The 22,921-nt window shown below is 51.4% G+C and carries 18 protein-coding genes; 11 read left to right on the top strand and 7 right to left on the bottom strand.

Annotation, left to right across the window (positions count from 1 at the left end):
- Positions 1-173: 173 nt before the first annotated feature.
- From MIB40_RS02845 to sdhC, 4 genes are read right to left on the bottom strand one after another with little or no spacing between them, the layout of a single operon-like run.
- Complete coding sequence (locus MIB40_RS02845) at positions 174-878, bottom strand: succinate dehydrogenase iron-sulfur subunit (protein ID WP_249690562.1); 705 nt, start codon at positions 876-878, stop codon at positions 174-176.
- A 15-nt stretch (positions 879-893) separates the two neighbouring features.
- Positions 894-2,663 (bottom strand): succinate dehydrogenase flavoprotein subunit, encoded by a 1,770-nt coding sequence (sdhA, locus tag MIB40_RS02850; RefSeq protein WP_249690564.1) that lies wholly within the window; start codon positions 2,661-2,663, stop codon positions 894-896.
- A 3-nt stretch (positions 2,664-2,666) separates the two neighbouring features.
- The gene (sdhD, locus tag MIB40_RS02855; protein ID WP_249690568.1) at positions 2,667-3,035 is read right to left on the bottom strand and encodes a succinate dehydrogenase, hydrophobic membrane anchor protein; all 369 of its coding nucleotides are present in this window, start codon (positions 3,033-3,035) and stop codon (positions 2,667-2,669) included.
- Entirely contained in the window at positions 3,029-3,403 is a 375-nt protein-coding gene (gene sdhC / locus MIB40_RS02860) for a succinate dehydrogenase, cytochrome b556 subunit (protein ID WP_249690570.1), read from the bottom strand. Before sdhC ends, sdhD begins: the two co-directional genes overlap by 7 nt.
- A 437-nt stretch (positions 3,404-3,840) precedes the next feature.
- Between sdhC and gltA the strand changes: the two genes are divergently transcribed.
- A complete protein-coding gene (gene gltA, locus MIB40_RS02865) occupies positions 3,841-5,124 on the top strand; it encodes a citrate synthase (protein WP_249690572.1) in 1,284 nt (427 codons plus the stop codon).
- Between the two features lie 54 nt (positions 5,125-5,178).
- On the opposite strand, the gene MIB40_RS02870 is transcribed toward gltA, so the two are convergent.
- Positions 5,179-5,490, bottom strand: coding sequence for a YkgJ family cysteine cluster protein (locus MIB40_RS02870; RefSeq protein WP_454892279.1), 312 nt, complete (start codon positions 5,488-5,490; stop codon positions 5,179-5,181).
- 41 nt (positions 5,491-5,531) lie between these two features.
- Here MIB40_RS02870 and MIB40_RS02875 point away from each other — a divergent pair, with 41 nt between their 5' ends.
- Genes MIB40_RS02875 through MIB40_RS02890 form a run of 4 tightly spaced genes read left to right on the top strand, consistent with a single transcriptional unit; the run spans position 5,532 to position 9,552 of the window.
- Positions 5,532-6,161, top strand: a complete 630-nt coding sequence (locus MIB40_RS02875; RefSeq protein ID WP_249690574.1) for a paraquat-inducible protein A — start codon at positions 5,532-5,534, stop codon at positions 6,159-6,161.
- Positions 6,154-6,804, top strand: a complete 651-nt coding sequence (locus MIB40_RS02880; protein WP_249690576.1) for a paraquat-inducible protein A — start codon at positions 6,154-6,156, stop codon at positions 6,802-6,804. The genes MIB40_RS02875 and MIB40_RS02880 overlap by 8 nt, the downstream gene beginning before the upstream one ends.
- A complete protein-coding gene (locus tag MIB40_RS02885; protein WP_249690578.1) occupies positions 6,797-9,142 on the top strand; it encodes a PqiB family protein in 2,346 nt (781 codons plus the stop codon). The genes MIB40_RS02880 and MIB40_RS02885 overlap by 8 nt, the downstream gene beginning before the upstream one ends.
- Entirely contained in the window at positions 9,139-9,552 is a 414-nt protein-coding gene (locus tag MIB40_RS02890) for a hypothetical protein (RefSeq protein WP_249690580.1), read from the top strand. Before MIB40_RS02885 ends, MIB40_RS02890 begins: the two co-directional genes overlap by 4 nt.
- 35 nt (positions 9,553-9,587) lie before the next feature.
- Here the strand turns inward: MIB40_RS02890 and MIB40_RS02895 are convergent, their stop codons facing one another.
- The gene (locus tag MIB40_RS02895; RefSeq protein ID WP_249690582.1) at positions 9,588-10,052 is read right to left on the bottom strand and encodes an acyl-CoA thioesterase; all 465 of its coding nucleotides are present in this window, start codon (positions 10,050-10,052) and stop codon (positions 9,588-9,590) included.
- Positions 10,053-10,223: 171 nt separating this feature from the next.
- Here MIB40_RS02895 and MIB40_RS02900 point away from each other — a divergent pair, with 171 nt between their 5' ends.
- Together MIB40_RS02900 and MIB40_RS02905 are read left to right on the top strand one after the other, a co-directional pair.
- Positions 10,224-11,561, top strand: coding sequence for an MATE family efflux transporter (locus MIB40_RS02900; protein ID WP_249690584.1), 1,338 nt, complete (start codon positions 10,224-10,226; stop codon positions 11,559-11,561).
- A gap of 211 nt (positions 11,562-11,772) precedes the next feature.
- Complete coding sequence (locus MIB40_RS02905) at positions 11,773-13,029, top strand: valine--pyruvate transaminase (RefSeq protein ID WP_249690586.1); 1,257 nt, start codon at positions 11,773-11,775, stop codon at positions 13,027-13,029.
- Positions 13,030-13,060: 31 nt separating this feature from the next.
- Here MIB40_RS02905 and MIB40_RS02910 read toward each other — a convergent pair whose 3' ends face one another.
- Positions 13,061-14,047, bottom strand: a complete 987-nt coding sequence (locus MIB40_RS02910) for a GlxA family transcriptional regulator (protein ID WP_249690588.1) — start codon at positions 14,045-14,047, stop codon at positions 13,061-13,063.
- Positions 14,048-14,296: 249 nt separating this feature from the next.
- Here MIB40_RS02910 and MIB40_RS02915 point away from each other — a divergent pair, with 249 nt between their 5' ends.
- The 4 genes from MIB40_RS02915 (at position 14,297) to astA (ending at position 22,921) form a co-directional block, all read left to right on the top strand.
- Complete coding sequence (locus MIB40_RS02915; protein ID WP_249690591.1) at positions 14,297-19,111, top strand: NAD-glutamate dehydrogenase; 4,815 nt, start codon at positions 14,297-14,299, stop codon at positions 19,109-19,111.
- A 39-nt stretch (positions 19,112-19,150) separates the two neighbouring features.
- Positions 19,151-20,377, top strand: coding sequence for an aspartate aminotransferase family protein (locus MIB40_RS02920; protein WP_249690593.1), 1,227 nt, complete (start codon positions 19,151-19,153; stop codon positions 20,375-20,377).
- 298 nt (positions 20,378-20,675) lie between these two features.
- Positions 20,676-21,764 (top strand): arginine N-succinyltransferase, encoded by a 1,089-nt coding sequence (locus MIB40_RS02925; protein WP_249690595.1) that lies wholly within the window; start codon positions 20,676-20,678, stop codon positions 21,762-21,764.
- 125 nt (positions 21,765-21,889) lie between these two features.
- Entirely contained in the window at positions 21,890-22,921 is a 1,032-nt protein-coding gene (gene astA / locus MIB40_RS02930) for an arginine N-succinyltransferase (protein ID WP_249690597.1), read from the top strand.

Below are 22,921 nucleotides of genomic sequence, written 5' to 3' on the forward strand. Positions count from 1 at the left end.
TACGTTGGACTACAGGTGAAAATTCATCACCTTCCACAGAACGGACGGTCAAACCGAGCATCCCTTGTTGGTTGTTTTATGTTATTGCCGGACCTTTTGAGCCCGGTTATTGCTAACTACCGGGCGTATAGCCCGGTAGTGATATTCCAACGAGTAATCTAGTCTGCGGGTAATCAGGTACCACTCTTGAGTAACATATGACGAATATGACCAATCGCCCGCGTGGGGTTGAGGCCTTTCGGACAAACATTGACGCAATTCATGATGCCCCGACAACGGAACACACTAAATGGATCATCAAGATCCGCCAGCCGCTCTTCCGTATGGGTATCGCGACTGTCTACCAGGAAGCGGTATGCTTGTAGCAGCCCGGATGGGCCAACAAACTTATCCGGATTCCACCAAAAAGATGGGCAGGCTGTTGAACAGCATGCACACAAAATACACTCGTAGAGTCCATCGAGCTTTTCACGCTCTTCAGGACTTTGCAGGCGTTCGATCGCCGGTGGCGGCGTTTCGTTTTGCAGATAAGGCTTGATCTTTTCGTACTGGGCATAAAACTGAGCCATATCGACGACAAGATCGCGAATTACCGGCAAGCCTGGTAACGGACGCAACACCAGCTTGTCATTGGTCACCACCGCGGAAAGCGGAGTAATACAAGCCAGGCCATTGGTACCATTCATGTTCATACCGTCCGAGCCGCAAACACCTTCGCGACATGAACGACGATAAGCCAACGAAGGGTCCTGCGCCTTAACCAAAGCCAACACATCGAGCACCATCAGGTCTTTGCCTTCAGGAATCTCTACCTGCAGGTCCTGCATATAGGGGACCTGGTCTACCTCGGGGTTGTAACGATAGATACTGACTAACATGCTGAGCTCCCTGAATTAGTAGGTCCGAATCTTCGGAGGAAACGCTTCGACGGTCTTGGGCGCAAAGTTCACTTCACGCTTGCCAACACGCTTCTCGATTGGGAAATACAGGGAGTGCTTCAGCCAGTTCTCATCATCACGCTCGGTAAAGTCATTACGCGCGTGAGCGCCTCGGCTTTCTTTACGCTCTTCCGCAGATACCGCGGTAGCGTAAGCCACCTCGTACAGGTTTTGCAGCTCCAATGCTTCAATACGCGCGGTATTGAAGGCATTGCTCTTGTCTTCAAGATGCAGGTTCTGAACCCGGGTTCCCAACTCTTCAAGCAGTTTGAGCCCCTTCTGCATGCTCTCACCTTCACGGAAAACACCGAAATACAGCTGCATGGTTTTCTGAAGTTCTTCACGAACCTCGGCAACCTTTTCACCGCCAGTGCTGCTGTTAAGTTTATCCAGGCGAGCCATGGCCTGTTCGATGTCAGTGTCGCTGGCATCAAGGGTATCAATACCCTCTTTCATCTGTTTCTCGATCTCGATGCCCGCAGCACGGCCGAAGACAACCAGATCCAGCAGGGAATTACCGCCCAGGCGGTTGGCACCGTGGACTGATACACAGGCTGCCTCACCACAGGCAAACAGCCCCTGAACCGCAACGTCTTCCCCTTCACCAGGTACGAGCGCCTGGCCACCGATATTGGTCGGCAGTCCGCCCATCATATAGTGGCAGGTTGGTACCACAGGAACCGGCTCTTTGGCAGGATCCACATGGGCAAAGGTCTTTGACAGCTCACAGATTCCAGGCAATTTACGGTTCAGCTCTTCTTCACCCAGATGATCCAGCTTCAGCAGTACGTGATCTTTATTTGGCCCACAACCACGGCCTTCGAGAATTTCGATAACCATGGAACGCGCTACCACATCACGGCCAGCCAGGTCTTTTGCGTTGGGCGCATAACGCTCCATAAAACGCTCACCTTCACTGTTGATCAGGAAACCACCCTCACCACGGCAACCTTCCGTTACCAAAGTACCGGCACCGGCAATACCGGTCGGGTGGAACTGCCACATTTCCATATCCTGCACAGGGAAACCGGCACGCAACGCCATACCCACACCGTCACCGGTATTGATCAGGGCATTGGTAGTAGATTGATAAATACGTCCGGCACCGCCAGTCGCCAGCACTGTGGCTTTGGCTTTAATGTAAACGGTCTCACCGGTTTCGATACAGATGGCGATAACACCAACTACGGAGCCTTGCTTGTTCTTAACCAGATCCGCGGCATACCACTCATTAAAGAAGCTGGTGCCACCTTTGAGGTTGGCCTGGTAAAGGGTGTGCAACAATGCGTGACCAGTCCGATCAGCTGCGGCACAGGTCCGAGCAGCCTGCCCGCCTTTACCGAAATCTTTTGACTGACCACCAAAAGGACGCTGGTAGATACGACCCTGCTCAGTACGGGAGAAAGGTAGGCCCATATGCTCCAGTTCAAAAACGGCTTGTGGCCCTACGCTGCACATATACTCGATAGCGTCCTGGTCGCCGATATAATCGGACCCCTTGACGGTATCGTACATATGCCAGCGCCAATCATCATTAGGATCATCACTGGCAATCGCACAGGTGATTCCACCCTGGGCTGACACGGTATGGGAACGGGTAGGAAATACTTTGGTAATACAGGCAGTCTTCAGGCCGGATTCGGTCAACTGAAGTGCGGCGCGCATACCGGCACCACCGCCACCAATTACGATGGCATCAAAGGCTATGGTACGAATCTTTGACATAACTTATAGACCCCACAAAATCTGTACACCCCAAGCCACATAAGTGAACATGGCGGTACCGCAGATCGCTTGAAACAGGAAACGGAAAACGACAGCGCGACGACCCAACGCCCCCTCCGTCAAATAGTCGGTAGAAATGGTCCACATACCAACCCAAGCGTGCGCACCTAAAGAAACAAGCGCCATCAGACTAAACACTCGCATCCAGGTTTGTGAAAACAACTCACCCCACTGGGCATAGCTGACATCAGAGCTGCAGCCAAGGTATCCCAACAGAAAAATAAAGTAAGCCGCTAAAACAATGGCGCTAACGCGCTGCACCATCCAATCATAGAGGCCACTACGAGAGAAGTTCGTTACATTAGTTACCATATTACTACCCCCGCAAGGACTATCAGTACGGCAGAGACAACCACTGTAATCTTGGCACCCAGGATGCCAGTCAGCTTGTCGTCACCAATATCAATATCCATGAGTAGATGCTTGATACCGGCTACCAGGTGATATAGAAGCGCTGACACAATGCCCCAGGTAATCAACTTCGCAAAGAAACCCTGCATCATGACTTTCAGTTCGTTAAAACCGGCTTCCGAAGCCAACGATAGATCGAGGGCATACAAAAGAAAGGCTATAGCGACAAAAAGGATGACACCGGAGATGCGATGGAGAATGGAGGTATAAGCAGGCAGCGGGAGTTTAATCGTTGTTAGATCAAGATTGACAGGTCTTTTACTATTCACGGCTCTTTACGCTCTTTGGCTCCTCGACGGGAGCATGTTTATAAGGACGTGCATCAAAGATAGGTCTCTGCGAAGCAGATGTTACCGGCCCGGAAGAGCCTGGTCCCCCCCCTAACTTCGGGCTGGAAGTATAAAGACATCAGGTAACAAATACAAACCTGTAGTGAAACTACAAATCGCCTGACACCCCCTGTCTCAGGGCCTTGAGGGCTCTATTTTGTTGACCGGCGACGCAATCACAAGTAGCGATTGGTCGAATGCCCGAGTGTTACGAAAAGTGATATCTAGTGTCGAGCTGTAATTGACAAACAGATTAATCACTTTATATTTGTCGGTCACTTTCAGGGCCGAAGCCCGAATCGCTACAACAATAAAGATAAGCCGCGACCATTAGATAACAATACGCATACCCAATTGGCACGATAGGAGGCCTCCATATGGCTGAGAAAACAGCGCAACTAACCATCGAAGGTATTGGTACCATTGACCTGCCGATGTATTCAGGCACTACCGGACCAGACGTGGTAGATGTACGCGGACTGACTCCCAAGGGGCTTTTCACTTTCGATCCAGGCTTTGTATCGACGGCAGCCTGCGAATCCAAGATCACCTACATCGACGGTGATAAAGGCGTTCTTCTGCACCGCGGCTACCCAATTGATCAACTGGCCGAAAAATCTGACTACCTCGAAACTTGCTTCCTACTGCTTTACGGTGAGCTTCCTAATAAGGAAGAAAAAGAAAAATTTGCCGGCACCATTCGCAATCACACCATGTTGCACGAGCAACTGAACCACTTTTTCAACGGGTTCCGTCGTGACGCACACCCGATGGCCGTTATGTGTGGCGTGGTCGGTGCCCTGTCCGCGTTCTATCACGACTCCCTCGACATCGGCAATGAGCGTCACCGTGAAGTAGCGGCTTACCGCCTGATAGCCAAGATGCCTACCATTGCTGCCATGGTGTACAAGTACTCCATCGGCCAACCCTTCATGTTCCCTCGCAACGATCTCTCCTATGCTGGCAACTTCCTGCATATGATGTTCGCCACCCCTTGCGAAGAATATGTGGTTAATCCCGTTCTCGAGCGCGCAATGGACCGTATTTTCCTGCTGCACGCAGACCACGAGCAAAACGCCTCTACCTCAACCGTACGTCTTGCCGGCTCATCCGGCGCCAACCCGTTCGCTTGTATCGCAGCGGGCATTGCCGCCCTCTGGGGCCCCGCTCACGGCGGTGCCAACGAAGCCGTACTGAATATGCTGGAAGAGATCGGTGACGAGAGCAACATTGATGAGTTCGTTGCCCGCGCCAAAGACAAGAACGATCCTTTCCGCCTGATGGGCTTTGGACACCGTGTTTACAAAAACTTTGACCCTAGAGCCAAAGTCATGAAAACCACCTGCGATGAAGTCCTGTCCGAGCTGGGTATCGACGATCCGCTGCTGAAAATCGCCAAGCGACTGGAGCAAATCGCGATCGAAGACCCCTACTTCGCCGAGCGTAAGCTCTATCCAAATGTGGACTTTTACTCCGGCATTATTCTCAAGGCGATTGGTATTCCAACCGAAATGTTCACGGTTATTTTCGCCACTGGCCGCACTCCTGGCTGGATAGCCCATTGGCACGAGATGATCAGCGGACCATACCGCATCGGTCGCCCTCGCCAGCTTTACACGGGTTATGACCAGCGCGACTACGTCAGCGTCGACAAGCGCTAAGCCATAACAGGCACAAAAAAGCCCGGGGAAACCGGGCTTTTTTGTGCCTGTCCACTAGCGAGTCAACTCCTCCAGCACTCGAATCCGCTCCAGTGCCTCTTGTTGCGAGTGGCCACAAACCGATTCTTCCGCCTGAAACTGCGCACAGAGCGAGGGACGCTCAGGCATACCAAACAACTTGCAACGCGAAAGATCGTCCAGATGAATACAGCGCACTCCCGCCGGCTTGCCATTGGGCATACCGGGAAGCGCACCAGCAATAGAAGGCGCTACGCAACAGGCTCCGCATTCCGAGCGACACCGCATCAACATAAACCCTTGAAGACTAAGAAAAACACGCTGACGATCATTTGTAGGACGCCTCACTTTTATATAACCTGATAGAACATATGCAAGGTATTGCCATAGTGACCCCCCCCTTTCTGCGTGAACGACCATTAACCGCCTGCCACGAATGCGACTTGCTACTGCAGCCTGCGCAAAAAAAACTCCACCAGATTGTGCGCTGCCCGCGTTGTGGTTACAAACTGTATCAGCACAAGCCGGGGAGCACACACAATACCATCGCTCTGGCGCTCGCCGGAGTGGTTTTCTTTATACCAGCCAACACGCTCCCTATTATGAGCATGGAGCTGTTCGGTCAAACCCATATCGATACCATGCTCACAGGAGTGACCAGGCTGTTTGATAACGGCCACTGGTGGATCAGTGGCCTGGTTCTGTTATGCAGCGTCATTTTCCCCTTGATGCGATTGGTACTGGCTCTTCTGGTACTTATTCCCCTGCAACTGGGGCGTTCGTCTCGCGCCCAGATCGAAGCATTTAAACTGTACCATCACCTCAGCAGCTGGAGCATGCTAGAGGTCTATATGATAGGCATACTGGTGGCCATTATTAAGCTGGCAAACATGGCCATGATCAGCCCGGGCTACGGGCTGATCTGCTTCACAGGATTGATGCTGTGCACCATCGGATTAAGCCAAACCCTGGACGAGCACACCACCTGGGATTTGCTGGAGAAGTACCGACATGACTAGTGCTCGCCACAACAACCTGTGTCTGTGCAATACCTGCCACAAGCTGTGCAAAAAACCACCAGCAGCACAAACCAAGGCACTTTGCCCACGCTGCTACAGCCCCCTGTTTTCGCGCAAACCGGAAACACTGATTCGTACCTGGGCCCTGACTATTGCCGCCGCAATTCTGTTCATTCCAGCGAACCTGTTGCCCATCACAACAATTACTTACCTGGGCCACAGCCAACCCGACACCATAATGAGCGGGATTATTGCCCTGACCAAAGCCGGCATGATCCCCATTGCGATTGTGGTCTTTATCGCCAGCATTGCCGTCCCCGTATTAAAACTACTCGGGATAGTGACATTACTATTATCGGTACAATACCGCTGGTCGATGAACCCGACACAACGCACCCTCATGTTCCGCATGATCGAATGGATTGGGCGCTGGTCAATGCTGGATCTGTTTGTTATTGCCATTCTGATGGCGCTTATCAACCTTGGTAATCTCAGTGAATTTGAAGCCGGCAGCGCCGCAAATGCCTTTGGCCTTGTGGTGGTACTCACTATGTTTGCCGCAACCAGTTTCGATCCTCGTTTGATCTGGGATCAGGATGTCACAACAGATGACAAGGAACCTAAGGATATAAAAGATGACTGAACCTCAAGATCACTCTATCCCTGAGGCTATTTCAGAACCACCTCGTGGTATCTCGGTGATTTGGCTGGTACCTTTCATTGCCGCTCTGATTGGTGGCTGGCTTTTATATAAAGGCATTAAAGAAGCCCCCACCACTATCGTCATACAGTTTCCCAGCGCCACCGGCATTATTGCCGATCGTACTCCGGTCATGTTGCAAGGCTTGGCCATCGGTAAAGTGGCCAAGATGCGAATAGCGCAAGATTCTCAAGGAGTCGATGTCGAAGTTGCGATTCAGCCCGATGCGGTGAAATACATTACCGAGGATGCAAAATTCTGGCTGGTAAAACCGGAAGTATCTCTGGAAGGCGTTACCGGACTTGAAACCATACTATCGGGGAATCATATCTCCATGAGTGCCGGCAGTCTGGACAAAAAACAGCAGTTAAATTTTAAAGCCCTGTCTTCGCCCCCCAGTCTTGCCAACGATGCCGAGGGGCTACATTTTATGCTTCGTACGGAGCACCCAAAATCCATCGCCATCGGCACTCCCATCTACTTCAAAAAAATCCAGGTTGGCTACATAGTCAGCTATCGACTTGATGCCGAAGGTAAAGGCGTCGACGTCAGGGCATTTATAGAGGAGAAACATGCCCATCTGGTTAAAAAAACCAGTCGTTTCTGGAATGCCAGCGGCGTGCATTTCCGAGGTAATCTCTCCGGTTTTAAAATTGAAGTGGAATCTTTGATGTCCCTGCTCAGTGGTGGCCTCGCTTTCTATACACCCGAGACAGATATTGAGTCCGAACTCGCGGATGACTGGGACGAATTCGCCCTTTTCGATAACTTTGATGATGCCGAGGCAGGCATTCCCATTCGCCTGGAATTTGCATCAGGCAGGGATCTCGTGGAGGGGCAAACACAGGTAATTTATGAGGGCTTGACCATTGGGATTGTTAGAACTGTAACCGTAAAGCCCGACCTTACCGGTGTCTGGGCAGAAGTCATGGTAGACCCCAGGGCAGAACCCGCTTTGGTCGAAGGCGCCCGCTTCTGGCTGGTCAAACCTGAAATCGGCATTGGCGGCATTAAGGGTATAGACGCACTGATAAAAGGCAACTACATCAACATGGACTTTAACAACGTCAACTCTGCCACAGAACTACAAAACCGCGCTCCCAAAAGGGATTTTATCGGGCTTGACCACCGCCCTCCCAAGGAGATGGAAGAAAGCGGTTTAACCCTGTATTTACAAGCCGACAATCTGGGATCATTAACCGTTGGTAGTCCCGTCAGCTTTCGTCAAATCCCGGTAGGCACCGTAGAAGACTTCACTCTCAATAAAAATAATGACGGCGTTGTTGTCAATGTGTACATACAGGAACACTACGCACACCTGGTCACAAGCAACAGTAAATTCTGGAACACCAGCGGCATCAGTATCAGCGGCGGCCTTACCGGATTGAAGCTGGAAACCGAGTCTCTCTCATCACTGATTGCCGGGGGCTTATCTTTTGATAGCCCCGAATCAACCAACGCACAGCCTGCCAAGGATGGTGATCAATTCAAACTGTTTGCTAACCGCTCTGCCACTATCGACAAGGGACCCTTCATCTCCATCACATTTGACAACGGGACGGGCCTGAAAGAAGGCACAGAAATTCGATTTAATGGCATTCGTATCGGCTCTGTTATCGGCGTAGACCTCAACACCGACATGCAGAATGTCAAAGTCAGTGCGCAACTCAATAGCTCGGCACAGGCCCTGGCCAGAGAAGGCAGTGTTTTCTGGGTGGTTAAACCACAACTGGGTCTGGCAAAAACGGCCAATCTCGGCACTTTGATCAGTGGTTACTATATTGAAGTCCGCCCATCTAAAACACCCGGGCGTTTCTCGAACAGTTTCGAAGGCCTGTCCAACCCTCCCTTTAGCGCTCCCGTCAGTCGCGGTTTGAATATCACGCTGGTAACACCTCGTAAGGGCTCCTTAAAAAAAGGCAGTCTAGTTAGCTATCGGGACATTCCAGTCGGCAAAGTCACAGGATTCAAACTGGCAGAATTCGCCGACGCTGTGCATATACTGGTTAATATAGAAGAGCCCTATCGCTCGCTGATCAAAGAAAACACCCGATTCTGGAATGCCAGCGGAATAGACGTTAACTTTGGCTTGTTTAAAGGTGCCAGCATTAAAACCGAATCGCTGGAGTCTATTCTTGCCGGAGGTATCACTTTCGCCACTCCCGACAACGTCAATATGGGAGAACAGGTAACCGAAGGTGCCCGCTTCCAGCTCTTCCCCCAAGCACAAACCAGCTGGCTTGATTGGGCACCGCAGATTCCGCTGGAACCCGCACCATGAAAACCCTAACGGCTTTAACCAACAAATGCGGTAACCTGAACGGCCATGGAACCAAGGCAAAACAAAGCCTAATTCTGTCGCTATTGCTGATCACGCTTAGCCCTGGTGCCCAAGCCTTCTACCCTATCGAGATCAATGCAAACCCTAACGGAATGAAGATTGAGTATCAGGCCAGCAACGCCCTTAACAGCGTGATTCTGCAGGTCAAAAACCAGGAAGCCTACGCCATCCAATGCAGAGCCCATTTTCGAAACGGACCTGAAACCCCCACCATTCGAACACAGCTTGTTGCCCCGGAGGCCGAGTCTATATTTACAGCCAGTTTTCAGCGTTCGATCATTCGCATCAGAATAGACCTGGAGTGTGTAAATGAAGGAGAACCCTTTAACCGGCTTAAGGGTCTGAAATAACACATCAGCCATGTAACCCAGGCACAACCGAACGCTCAGGGAGAGAGATCCGCACTTATTGCCGACAAGGCAACACCACCATAACCTTCAACGAACTCCCGAGGCATTCGCCGAGGCTTGCCGTTACTGAGTTGGACACAAATAAAGCGCGTCCTGGCCCGCATCAGGGTAAGGCCATCACTGGGCCGTTGTAGCTGAAAATAGCGCTCCAGAGTGAGCTTGGCATCGCAACTGGCAACCCAGGTAGCGATCTGCAACTGCTCTCTTTCGAACGCCGGCACGAGGTAATCGACCTCATGACGGTGCACTACCATCCCTCGATCCAACTCCCGGTAACGCTCCAGACTTAACCCGAGAAAATTTGAATGCTGCCATGCCACCACTTCGAGCCAGCGAATGTATTCGCAATTATTCACATGGCCATAGTGGTCGATATGTTCGGCACCGACCAGGAGATCAACGAGATAGGGCGAAGGGTAATCCCAGCTAAGAGCAGTCATAACTTTATGTAAGTTCCAGATACAATAACATCAGAGGCACCCTATTGAACGGCGCAAGGCCAAAACTGTCAACGCGACCATGGTTCAGACACACAAACTCACCACAACCCTGGCACTCTGGGGTACACTACCCATTCACCCCACCTGGATACCAAACCCGGCATGCCGGTAATGAACCCCTTTCTCACCGAGCCGGTCGTTCCTCTACTTCGTCGACTGACCACCCCCATGATGGGCGGCATCATCTCCCTGATGCTGTATTACCTGCTCAATGCCTATTTTATTTCCCAGCTCGGCATCGATGAACTTGCGGTTGTTGGCTTCACCCTGCCCTTTGCCACCACCCTGGTAAACCTTGCCGTGGGGATGGGCATCGGCATTTCGGCCACGATGGCACGATCCCAGGGCGCCGGCAGCGACTTACCTATCGCGTCGATTGGACGTAACGCCCTGTTGATGGCGGCGATCATTCTAATTTCTGTCAGCGCGATCAGTCAGCATTTCCTTTATGAGATTTTTTCATTACTCGGCGCTCCCGAACACCTGCAACCCCTGATAAACGACTACCTTAGCCTGTGGATATTCGGCTGCACCTGTCAGTTGATCTTGATGAACGGCAATGCCATTTTTCGTGCCACCGGTAACACTCAAACACCAGCTAAACTGATGGCTCTGGGAGCATTCCTGAACGCCCTGCTCGACCCTCTCCTTATATTCGGTATCGGCCCAATACCTGCACTGGGGCTGCAGGGCGCGGCTATCGCTTCCATCATTGCCTGGTCGATCGCTCTCTCCATCAGCCTTTTGCTGCTCACGGTTAAACATCGCCTGGTCTGTTTAACGCCTCCATCCCTGATTGAACTGCTTAACTGCTGGCCGGGCATTTTACGCATAGCCCTGCCCGCAGCACTCTCTAACATGATGACCCCTCTCGCCATCGCCATTGTCACTGCCATTGTGGCAGGCTTTGGACCCGAAGCCGTTGCCGCGTTCGGGGTGGGAGAACGCATCAGTGCACTGGCATTGCTGGCCATTCTGGCTCTGTCGATGACATTACCGCCACTGGTCAGCCAGAACTTGGGAGCCCAACAATACGATCGAATCGTAGTGGCTATTCGCAGCAGTTATCGGTTTGCCCTGATCTGGCAAACCGGTATTTACCTGTTGCTGGCCCTGAGCGCACCCTGGCTGGCAACGCTTTTTGGTGATAATCCGATCACCCACGGATACATTGAAATCTATCTGTGGTGTGTTGTGCTCAGCCTGGCCCCCCTTGGCGTTACTATACTGACCGTTTCTTCGCTCAATGCCCTGCACCAACCCTCGAAAGCCATTTGTGTCAGCGCCTGTCGATTATTTTTGTTTTTTGTACCCTTGGCCTGGGTCGGTTCACAACTGGCAGGCATTCCCGGCCTTTTTATAGGTGCCGCCATTGGCAACCTGCTATCCGCCGTGGTGGCCCGCTCCTTCCTCAGACTCGACCGTTTGGTTAAAGACAACACGGCGTAATCAAGAGTCTATCCACACATTCTGTGGATAAGCATTGGGATATCCTTGTAAAGCAGGCATTAAGCGCCCCGACAAACAGGGCCCGACAACATTGCTGACTTTTTACTCAACAGAGCAAAACTGTCGAGCAACAGCAAAAATCAATTCTGGTACAATCGGCTCCCAGATCAAACCATCCCATAACGGCTCCACCATCAAGGAACCTCGCGCAATGAAACTCTCCGCATTTGGTGAAAAATTCACCAGCAATTCCGGCATCCTTTCGCTTATGGACGACCTGGGAAATGCACTAGCAAGCGGCGAAGATATGATCATGATGGGCGGGGGGAATCCTGCTCATATTCCAGAAGTCGAGCAAGCCTTCAAGCAACGACTGCAACGTATTCTCGACAATCATGATGAATTTGTTCGCCTGATAGGCACCTACGATGCACCTCAGGGTGAAAAGGAAGTTATCCACTCACTGGTAAAGCTGTTGAACAATCGCTATGGCTGGGGGCTCACGGCCGACAACATTGCCCTGACCAATGGCAGCCAAAATGCGTTCTTTATGCTTTTTAACCTTTTTGCCGGCGAGTACAGCGATGGTAGCCAACGGCAAATACAGCTGCCACTGGCGCCGGAGTATATCGGTTACGCCGATGCCGGCCTGAGTGACAACTTTTTCAACGCAACGCGCCCCGATATCGAGCTGCTCGAAGACAACCTGTTCAAGTACCGGGTCGATTTTGCCAACTTGCAAGTGGGTACTGAAACCGGCGCCATTTGCGTATCACGCCCTACCAATCCAACCGGCAATGTAATCACCGACGAAGAAGTGTCGCGTCTCGATGCTATGGCCCAGGCTCAGGGCGTGCCGCTTATTATCGATGGTGCCTATGGCCAGCCCTTCCCGAACCTGCTGTTCACCCCGGCGACACCGATGTGGAACGCCAATACCATTCTCTGCCTGAGCCTGTCCAAACTGGGTCTGCCTGCTCTACGTACCGGAATCGTGATTGCTGACGAAGCCATTATCAAAGCACTGAGTGGCGTCAACGCCATTCTTAGTCTGTCTCCCAACAGCGCCGGCAGTATGCTGGCACTGGACATGATCAAGGATGGCTCGATCCTCAGCCTGAGCGATACGGTCATTAGGCCCTTCTATCAGCAGAGAGCGTTAGCCGCTACCGATCACCTGCGCCATCGACTGGCCGGACATAAATTTCACATCCACAAACCCGAAGGCGCCATGTTCCTCTGGCTATGGCTGGAAGGTCTGCCAATTAGCAGCCTGGAACTCTATAACCGTTTAAAACAACGCGGAGTACTGGTGGTATCGGGCCACTACTTCTTCCCGGGGATGGAAGAAGCCTGGCAACACAGCCATGAATGCATTCGTATCACTTACACTCGCTCGCCGAGCGAGGTTAATCGTGGTCTGGATATTATTGCCGAAGAGGTGATTCGCGCCTACCGCGAAGGCTAACTGGACGATTGACAAAGTTCGGGAACGGCCCTTATTGAGCCGTTCGCTCCTGACGAGGCGTCAAGCCATAGTGATTGCGATAGGTGGTACTAAAGTGAGACGCCGTAGCAAAGCCACAGCTTCGCGCCACCTCAGCCACCGGCACATCGCTCTGTTGCAACTGTTGGCGGGCCTTTTCAAGACGCATCTGCAAGTAATACTTTGAGGGTACGCTTTGCAGATGCTTTTTAAACAAACGCTCAAGATGGCGGCGGGACACCCCAACATGGAACGCCAGATCATCGGTAGTGAGAGGCTCATCAATATTCGCCTCCATTAGACTGACCGCTTCGATCAGCTTGGTATGACTGGTACCGATCCTTGCCTGCAAAGGGATCCGCTGGGGATGTTCCGGGGGACGAATTCGCTCACAGACAAATTGCTCAGAAATCGACGAAGCAATCTCGAGACCATGCTGCTGGCCAATTAAAAACAGCATCATATCCATGGCGGCGGTTCCGCCTCCACAGGTAATACGATCGCCATCGATCTCGAACAAGTTGGATGAAACATTAATATTAGGGAATTCATCCCGCAGGCTGTGCAAATCCCACCAGTGAATAGTCGCCCGATAACCATCCAGCAAGCCCGCACAGGCCAGCAAATAGCTCCCCGTACCTATGCCGCCAACTTCCATACCGCGCTTGTTGAGCTGCCGAAGCCAACGAATCACACTCTCATTGCCAGTCCGAGCTACCGGACTGGCACCACACACAATTAATGAATCCAGCGCTGGCATCTGCTCGAGTGAGGCATCAGCCCGCGTCTCGACACCACAGCTACTGGTCACCGGGTCACCATCCGGGCTGATCATGGTGCATTCGTACAAATCTTGCCCACTCACCCAGTTGGCCATGCGCAATGCTTCAATGGCCGACGAAAAGGCGATCAAGGAATAGCCCGGCAACAACAAAAAGCCATAGTGCCTGGGGCTTGCGCCCTTGTTTAAAGGGGTGGGTAGGGATCCGTTAAAATGCATGAAGCGTCCAATTTACGAACAGAAGCAACACTAGCGAGCATCGCGAGCTTGGGCAAAAGTGAAACATAAGCTCACCCCCAAAAACAACCCGAAGACAAATGTCATCTGGTAACAACTCAAGGTCGCTTAAGTAAAACTTCTTCGCTACCACAACGATAGCGTTTAACTGATAATCTTGATCATTATCACTTATTTATAGCTGCTAGCATTCGGCTATGTATTTCTTTGTTTCCACAGAACGGGACAAGCATGAGCACATTAAAGCAACAAAAGCTCGATACCATCGACCAACTGAAACAACGTATTAACAAAAAATTACCAACTGAGCAGCAGGAAGCGATTGGAGCTCTTGCCGATCTTTATTTTAGCGAAAGCATTGCTCTGGATCTGGTCAATGCTCGCCAAGACGAGCTCGAAGGTGCCTTACTCTGTCTATGGGACTGTATCCAGCAACGCCTTCCAGGCGAACCACTAATACGCATCTATAACCCGAATTTCGAAGAACATGGCTGGCACTGCCCGCACACGGTTATAGAAGTGATCACTGACGACATGCCCTTCCTCGTCAGTTCCATCAACATGCTACTAGCACGTCGTGAATTGACACTGCACCGAATTACTCACCCTGTTATAGCCTGCAAACGAGATAGCAACGGACGGTTGCTATCGGTATACCCACACGACACTAAAGCAAAAAACACCATAGCCGAAGCCGTCACTCGAATTGAAGTTGACCAACAGGGTTCAAGAAAAAAACAACTGGAACTGAAAACAGCCATCGCTGAGGTGTTATGCGATGTACGTGACGCCGTAACCGATTGGCAGCCCATGCGCGAAAAGCTCGAAGAAGTTATCGACATTTGCGAATCGAAAAGCCTGCCCATCGATGATGCAGATAAAAAGGAAACTATCGCTTTTTTAAAATGGGTTCTCAACAATCACTTCACCTTCCTTGGCTTTCGAGCTTATACCCTGACCCGCAATAGCAAGGGTGAGGCCACCCTGGATATTGACGAAAACAGTAGCCTGGGTACTTTTCGATCTATGGGGAAAAACACCCCGCTGATCAATCAGCTGGCACCTCACATACTTGAGGAGTTACTCAAACCCAAGCTGCTCTCGATCACCAAGTCAACCACGCAATCAAGCGTACACCGTCCATCCCACCTGGATTACCTGGGCATTAAGCGCTTCGATGACGAGGGTAAAGTGATTGGTGAATGGCGATTCTTTGGCCTCTACGCATCAAGCGCCTATATTTCACCCATCCAGTCAACGCCATTACTCCGACAAAAAGCCAGCTATATTATGCAGCAAGCTCGTTGCACGGCTAATAGCCATAAAGGTAAAACGCTCCAGCACATTCTTTCTCAATATCCTCGCGATGAACTCTTACAGGCCGACGTAAACAAACTGGATGAAATCGTTACCGGTATTCTGGAAACACAAGAGAGAAGACAACTTCGAGTTTTTCTGAGAGAGGATATATTCAGTCGGTTTGTCACTGCCTTGGTGTTGGTACCCCGAGATCGATTTAATACTCAGCTACGTCAACAGCTGCAAAGCATATTGATGGAGGCTTTTGACGGCACGAATAGTGAATTCAATGTGCAGTTCTCGGATCAACTAACGGCTCACGTACATATCACCGTGCATTGTAAAAACTGTAACAATGCCGACATCAGTATTGATGAACTCGAACATCGTATGCGTGAAGCCATGCTTTCATGGCAAGATCATTTACACCTCGCTCTGGTAGCAACCGATGGAGAAGCCGAGGGTAACCGCTTAAATCATATCTATGGAGGTGCTTTTCCAGCCGCCTACCGCGATGAACACAGCCCAAACCGAGCCGTCGCCGACGTTCATCGTATTGAGACCATCAATCACGACAACCCCTTATCAACCCACCTGAGTCGCCCTCTGGGAAATTACAGCAACCTGAATTTCAAGGTCATTGGCCAAGGCGACACCATGGCCCTGTCAGATGTGTTGCCGATTCTGGAACATATGGGTGTACGCGTGCTGAGCGCTCGACCCTATCAGGTCAAAAATGTCCGCGGTCATCAGTTTTGGATCCTAGATTTCCTAATTACTGTCACTAGCGAACGAGATCTTGACGACCCCGAGCTAAAAGAGCAGTTCCAGCAGTGCTTTGCACGCACCTACCGTGGTGAAATTGAAAACGACGGTTTCAACAGCTTGATCTTGAGCGCCGGTTTAAGCTGGCGCCAGTGCACCATTGCACGTGCACTTAGCAAATACCTGACACAGGCTCAGGTTTCATTCAGTCAGCACTATATGGAGCAAACCCTCGGCAGGAATAGCACCATTACCAGCCTGTTAATCGAGCTGTTCGAAACCCGCTTTGCACCACATCAGGAAGCCACGGATGAAATCATTAATGCTTTACAAGAGCAGATTGAAGCAGCACTAAACGATGTAGCCAACCTCGACGAAGATCGCATTCTGAGGCATTTCCTCAGTGTCATCATCGCCATGCTGCGCACTAACTATTACCAGCTTGATGAACAGCAACAACCCAAGGGCTACCTTTCTTTCAAGCTGGATCCCGAACAGATACCGGCACTCCCGCTGCCTCGCCCTCGATTTGAAATCTTTGTGTACTCACCCTGGGTAGAGGGAGTTCATATGCGCGGCGGTAAGGTGGCGCGTGGTGGACTTCGCTGGTCCGATCGCCGAGAAGATTTCCGCACCGAAATCCTCGGTCTGGTTAAGGCCCAAATGGTCAAAAACGCGGTCATTGTACCGAGTGGCGCCAAGGGTGGATTCGTTGCCAAACAGCTGCCCGAGTCCGGCTCTCGTGAGGATGTCCAGAAAGAGGTCATCCACTGCTATCAAACCTTTATTCGGGGCTTACTGGATATTACTGACAACCTGCAAGGCGATAAGATCATCCCCCCAGCACTAACCCAGCGCTACGATGAGGATGATCCCTATCTGGTGGTTGCCGCCGATAAAGGCACCGCAACCTTCTCTGATATCGCAAACGAAATCGCCCAGCAGTATCAATTCTGGCTCGATGACGCCTTCGCCTCAGGTGGCTCATACGGCTATGATCATAAGAAGATGGGCATCACTGCGCGCGGAGCCTGGGAATCAGTCAAACGCCTGTTCAACGAAAAGGGACGCGATTGCCAAAGCGAACCTTTCACTTGCGTCGGCATCGGCGACATGAGCGGAGATGTATTCGGCAATGGCATGCTGCTCTCTCGCCAAACCCGCTTGCTGGCCGCCTTCAATCATCTGCACATTTTTATTGATCCGGACCCTCAAGCTGAACCGTCCTGGCAGGAGCGCAAGCGTTTATTTGAACTGCCGAGATCAAGCTGGGCAGATTACGATACCAAGCTTATTTCAAAAGGCGGAGGCATCTTCGATCGTTCAGCAAAATCCATTACGCTAAGCAAAGCGGCTCGTGATGTTTTAAACATCGAACAGCAGAAACTTACCCCTAGCGAGCTTATTCAACACCTGCTGCAAGCCCCCGTCGATCTTCTGTGGAATGGCGGCATAGGCACCTACGTTAAGGCCAGCCACGAGAGCCATACTGATGCCGGTGACCGAGCCAACGATGCAGTGAGAATCGACGGCAACCAGCTCCGCTGCCAGATTGTTGGCGAAGGTGGCAATCTTGGCTTCACTCAGGCAGCTCGTGTTGAGTTTGCTCGCAATGGAGGACTGATCACGACCGATGCCATCGATAACTCGGGGGGTGTCGACTGCTCAGATCACGAGGTGAATATCAAAATCTTGCTGGGACAGGTGTTGGCCAACGACGACATCACTCTCAAGCAGCGCAATACTCTGCTCGCTAGCATGACCGATGACGTGGCCCAACTGGTGTTGGATAATAACTACCAGCAGGCGCGCATTCTAAGTCTGGGCACCTATTTTTCCAGCGCTCATCTGGCCGATCATATTCGCCTTATCAATCAACTTGAACGCGAGGGTCGACTACGGCGTAAGCTGGAGTTTTTACCCAACGATGAACAACTGCAAGAGCGCGAGGCACAAGCCGAAGGCCTGAGCCGACCAGAGCTTTCCGTACTGCTGGCCTATAGCAAAATCAAACTGTACGAAGAGCTACTTGATAGCGGCGTCTGCGCGGATGAGGCTATGGAAAGACGTATCCAGGCTTACTTCCCTCAAGCCTTGAACGAACAGTACCCGAACCTGATTGGCAAGCACCCCCTGAAAGCCGAGATCATCGCCACCCATCTGACCAATGAGATTGGTAATAGCATGGGGGCAGCATTTTGGCCCCATATCAGCGATGAGAGCAGCCGGGGTGCCGGCGAAATCATTCGTGCTTACAGTGCCGCCCGGGAAATTTTCTCCATCGATACGTTATGGCATCAACTGGAGCAGGTCAGCGGTTCCCTCGTACACGAAATACAAACCGAACTGTTTTATCAGCTGCAACAGCTAACCGAACGGGTTACTCTGTGGTTGCTACGAAATAACAGCGCCATTAACAGTCAGGACGAATTGAAGAGCGCCTACCAACCCGCTGTCGAACTGCTCAAACATAAGCTTAAAGAGTATTTGCAGGGGGAAGATTTAAACGCCGTCGAACTGCAGGCCAACCGCCTCAATCAAGCTGGTCTGGAGTTAGAACTGGCGCGGGAACATGCTTTGCTGGACCATCTCTACTACAGCCTGGACATTGCGGCTATCGGCTCCCTATCTGTGGTAGAACTCGAACGGTCGGCAGAAATATTTTTCGCGCTTAACGAACATTTACAACTGCACTGGTTACGAACCAGTGTGGACGAGTTACCTGCCACCAACCCGTGGCAACGTAAGGCCCGAACAACGCTTTCCGATGAACTTGACAGAGTGCTACGGGATACCAGCGCGCAGGTGGTAACGAGCACTGACGATAGCATCAGTGCCACTACGGCCCTAGAGCTGTGGTTAGAGAAAAACACCAATCAGTTCCGCCGCAGTCAAAGCTTTTTGGCGGACATAAAGTCCAACCCGAACCGTGACCTGGCCATGCTATCGGTTGCGATCAAGGAACTCAGGCAACTTTCCTGATGTTCGGAAAACCTAATTTAGCAGGAGGAAAAACACGCAATGAGTCATTCCAACTATACCCGCGAAACCTTTGACCAGGTCATGGTTCCCAACTATTCCCCCCAGAATATGATTCCCGTCAAGGGCCAGGGGTCTCGAGTCTGGGACCAGGAAGGTCGGGAATACATCGATTTCACCGGTGGCATTGCCGTCAACGTGCTGGGTCATTGTCATCCCGAGCTGGTCAATACGTTGAAAGAGCAGTCAGAGCAACTGTGGCACCTGAGCAACGTGTACACCAATGAACCGGCGTTAAAACTGGCCAGTCAACTGACCCAGAACACGTTTGCAGAGCGAGTCTTTTTTGCCAACTCGGGCGCCGAAGCCAATGAAGCCGCCTTTAAACTGGCTCGCCGCTATGCTTTCAACCATTATGGCGCCGAGAAAAATGAGATCATCGCCTTCAATCAAGCGTTCCACGGCCGAACCCTGTTTACCGTTTCAGTCGGTGGACAACAGAAGTATCGTGAAGGCTTTGAACCCGTACCAGGCGGTATCACACACCTCCCCTTTAACGATCTTGCCGCTCTGGAAGCTGCTATTTCCGATAAAACCTGTGCTGTGGTGATGGAACCTATCCAGGGTGAAGGTGGTATTATCACCGGGGATCCCGAGTTCATAAAAGGCGCCCGAGCCCTGTGCGATAAGCACAATGCCCTGTTGGTATTTGATGAAGTGCAAACCGGTGTCGGGCGTGTTGGCGAGCTCTACGCTTACATGGATACCGAGGTCATTCCTGATATTTTGACCACGGCCAAGGCATTGGGAGGAGGTTTTCCCGTTGGCGCCATGCTGACCACCGAGGCGATTGCCGCCAGTTTTACCATTGGGACCCATGGCAGCACTTACGGCGGCAACCCCCTTGCCTGCGCCGTTGCCAGTAAAGTACTTGAGCTCGTGAACGATCGAGCACTGTTGGATGGGGTCAAGCGTAAACGCGAACGCTTTGTAGCCAAGCTGGAAGCCATCAACGCCGAGCATCAGATTTTCACTGAAATTCGGGGCAAGGGCTTGTTGATTGGTGCTGCTCTCAACCAAACCTGGCAAGGCAAAGCTGCCAAATTCCTGGCCGCGGCCCGGGAACACAACACCATGATATTAGTGGCAGGACCCAACGTACTGAGAATGGCACCCTCTTTGATCATTGACGATCAGGATATTGATGAAGGCATGGAAGGGCTCGCAAAGGCTGTTGCCCAGGTCGTGACGGCTGGGCCCGACGCCTGAGTCCATTCCGGGTAGGTAGTCGCTGAAACACCCTACTTACCCGGATTACTGGCCTCTCGGGCATGCCCTGTTTGAGCCGTTTTATGTCAGAAAGGGAATATTCGAGGTCGCAATGGCAACAGTTGCGACCTATGCCCCACTCGGCTTTTAGTAAATAATATTTGCTGGCCATCGCCGAAGCACCTTGGTGCCCGCCTGATCAGGGCACCGGCCAGACAGTTTCCCGGCCAACGGTTGGCCACCCTCACTTGACCGCCATACATAACGATTAATCGCTCTATTTGAACGCGGAGTTTGCATGCTTATCATCAGACCCATCGATTACCATGACCTGCCCGCGCTAGAGCGCCTGGCGGTGGTATCCGGTGGCAGCCTGACTACCTTGCCCGCGCACCGCGAATACCTGAACGACCTGATTGGAAATACCCAACAGTCTTTGCGGACCTCGAGCAACGTGGGTGACAATCTCAGTTTTCACTTCGTCCTGGAAGACAGCGCCCGAAATGAGTTATTAGGTATCAGCGGCATTGAATGCCGTATCGGGATGAACTCCCCCTTTTACAGTTACCGCATGTCTACGGTCAGTCACAGCTCCCACGAGCTGAATGTTCAAAATCAGGTTGGAACACTGACCATTTGCCAGGATCTCGCCGGAAGCACTCGGCTATGCACCTTATTCCTGGCGCCGGAACACCAAAACAGCCAGAATCATCAGCTGCTGTCCCGTGCACGCCTCCTGTTTATGGCGCTGCATCGATCACTGTTCTCCGACCGCTGCATTGCCGAGCTCCAGGGTCAGGTCAACGCCGAAGGTCAATCCCCCTTTTGGGAAAGCCTGGGTCGTCATTTCTTTTCAATGCCCTTATCAAGAGCTACCTTTCTTGCAGGTATCAATTTCAAAGGGTTTATTGCCTCCTTGATGCCGCAACAGCCTATCTACATTCCCCTTTTGGCTGAAGCCGCTCAAAATGCTCTTGGCGCTCCGCGCAACGATATCAAGAGCAATAAAGTATTGCTGGAAATGGAAGGCTTTAGATTTAAGGATCATATCGACATCTTCGATGGAGGCCCTACCCTGGAGGTCGACACCGATCAACTGGAAACCTTACATCAGGTAGATCGGACAACCTTTATCGTATCCGGTAATGACTCATCGCAAGTCACTTCGGCCTCGACAGGCAATGGCTCAGATGATGTTATAAAGCCCTACCTGGTCAGCAACTGCAATTTCGACCAATTTCGCTGCCTGGTAACCGAGTTACCAGAAAAACAGCCGATACTAAGCTTGGAACAAATGAAGGTACTAATGATTGATGAAGGGGAAGCGGTTCAAATAACCCCCTGTCATTCGCTAAGTTCAGACAATAACGACCAAACCTTCAGCTAACGATAATGTGGCGATACAACCGCAAGCCACACACAATTTAAAGCAACAAGAAACGACTGCTCTACCAAGAGACAGCCAGCGTTTCCTTTCACAAGGAGGCACCTCTTCGCAGGTGAAAATGCATTATGATGGTAATTCGACCGATTCATTCCGATGATTATGACGAGCTGTTCGCTCTGGCAGAAAAGACCGGGGCCGGGTTTACTTCCTTGCAACCCAATGAGGGTCAGGTACGAGGAAAAATCTACAGCTCGCTCGAAGCCTTTGAAAAAACGGTCACCACTGCCGGCGAAGAAACTTACCTGTTTGTATTGGAAGATACCGAAACAGGTCGAGTAGCCGGCATTTGTGGTATCGAAGCCGCAGTCGGCCTTTCCCAACCCTGGTACAACTACAGGGTCGGCACACTGGTTCATTCCTCTCGGCAGCTGGGCGTGCATAATGCCGTGCGAACTCTGACTTTAAGTAACGACCACACCGGTTACTCGGAAGTCTGCACCCTTTTTCTCGATCCCGACTACCGCCACAGTAAAAATGGCAGCCTGCTGTCCAAGAGCCGTTTCATGTTCCTTGCCGAATTCCCCAAACGCTTTTCTACGCATGTGATAGCAGAAATGCGTGGTTTTTCTGATGAAAATGGTCACTCCCCCTTCTGGGAAGGTCTCGGGCGGCATTTCTTTTCCATGGATTTTTCTGATGCGGTCTATATGGCCGGTCTGGGCGATAAAACCTTTATTGCCGAGCTGATGCCACGTCATCCCATCTATACCAATATGCTGCCCAAAGCCGCTCAGGAAGTGATCGGTAAGGTACATGACAATACTTTACCTGCACGCATGATGTTAGAGAGTGAAGGCTTCCGTAATGAAGGCTATGTGGATATTTTTGATGCCGGACCAACGATAGAAACCCGTGTACTGGATATTCGGGCCGTCCGTGAGAGCCACTACGCCAAAGTCAACATTACTGAATCACCCGAAGGTGGTGAACAATACCTTATGTCTAATACCAACCTGAAAGAGTTCCGCTGCTGTCTGGTTGAATTACCTGGAGATCACAACGTAGTTGATATCAGCGCCGCAACTGCAGCTGCTCTTAAAGTAGAAGATGGAGATGCCGTGCGCGTCGTTCGACTGTCATCAAAGACAAGAGGTTAA

The organism is Aestuariirhabdus haliotis (genome assembly GCF_023509475.1).
GTDB lineage: Bacteria > Pseudomonadota > Gammaproteobacteria > Pseudomonadales > Aestuariirhabdaceae > Aestuariirhabdus > Aestuariirhabdus haliotis.

What these genes read in the sequence shown, in the direction of transcription:
- MIB40_RS02915 (WP_249690591.1), top strand. Translation starts at nt 14,297, where the DNA reads ATGAGCACATTAAAGCAACAAAAGCTCGATACCATCGACCAACTGAAA.
- MIB40_RS02910 (WP_249690588.1), bottom strand. Translation starts at nt 14,047, where the DNA reads ATGCATTTTAACGGATCCCTACCCACCCCTTTAAACAAGGGCGCAAGC.
- MIB40_RS02880 (WP_249690576.1), top strand. Translation starts at nt 6,154, where the DNA reads ATGACTAGTGCTCGCCACAACAACCTGTGTCTGTGCAATACCTGCCAC.
- MIB40_RS02905 (WP_249690586.1), top strand. Translation starts at nt 11,773, where the DNA reads ATGAAACTCTCCGCATTTGGTGAAAAATTCACCAGCAATTCCGGCATC.
- astA (WP_249690597.1), top strand. Translation starts at nt 21,890, where the DNA reads ATGATGGTAATTCGACCGATTCATTCCGATGATTATGACGAGCTGTTC.
- sdhD (WP_249690568.1), bottom strand. Translation starts at nt 3,035, where the DNA reads ATGGTAACTAATGTAACGAACTTCTCTCGTAGTGGCCTCTATGATTGG.
- MIB40_RS02895 (WP_249690582.1), bottom strand. Translation starts at nt 10,052, where the DNA reads ATGACTGCTCTTAGCTGGGATTACCCTTCGCCCTATCTCGTTGATCTC.
- MIB40_RS02845 (WP_249690562.1), bottom strand. Translation starts at nt 878, where the DNA reads ATGTTAGTCAGTATCTATCGTTACAACCCCGAGGTAGACCAGGTCCCC.
- MIB40_RS02925 (WP_249690595.1), top strand. Translation starts at nt 20,676, where the DNA reads ATGCTTATCATCAGACCCATCGATTACCATGACCTGCCCGCGCTAGAG.
- MIB40_RS02885 (WP_249690578.1), top strand. Translation starts at nt 6,797, where the DNA reads ATGACTGAACCTCAAGATCACTCTATCCCTGAGGCTATTTCAGAACCA.
- MIB40_RS02920 (WP_249690593.1), top strand. Translation starts at nt 19,151, where the DNA reads ATGAGTCATTCCAACTATACCCGCGAAACCTTTGACCAGGTCATGGTT.
- MIB40_RS02890 (WP_249690580.1), top strand. Translation starts at nt 9,139, where the DNA reads ATGAAAACCCTAACGGCTTTAACCAACAAATGCGGTAACCTGAACGGC.
- gltA (WP_249690572.1), top strand. Translation starts at nt 3,841, where the DNA reads ATGGCTGAGAAAACAGCGCAACTAACCATCGAAGGTATTGGTACCATT.
- MIB40_RS02900 (WP_249690584.1), top strand. Translation starts at nt 10,224, where the DNA reads ATGAACCCCTTTCTCACCGAGCCGGTCGTTCCTCTACTTCGTCGACTG.
- sdhA (WP_249690564.1), bottom strand. Translation starts at nt 2,663, where the DNA reads ATGTCAAAGATTCGTACCATAGCCTTTGATGCCATCGTAATTGGTGGC.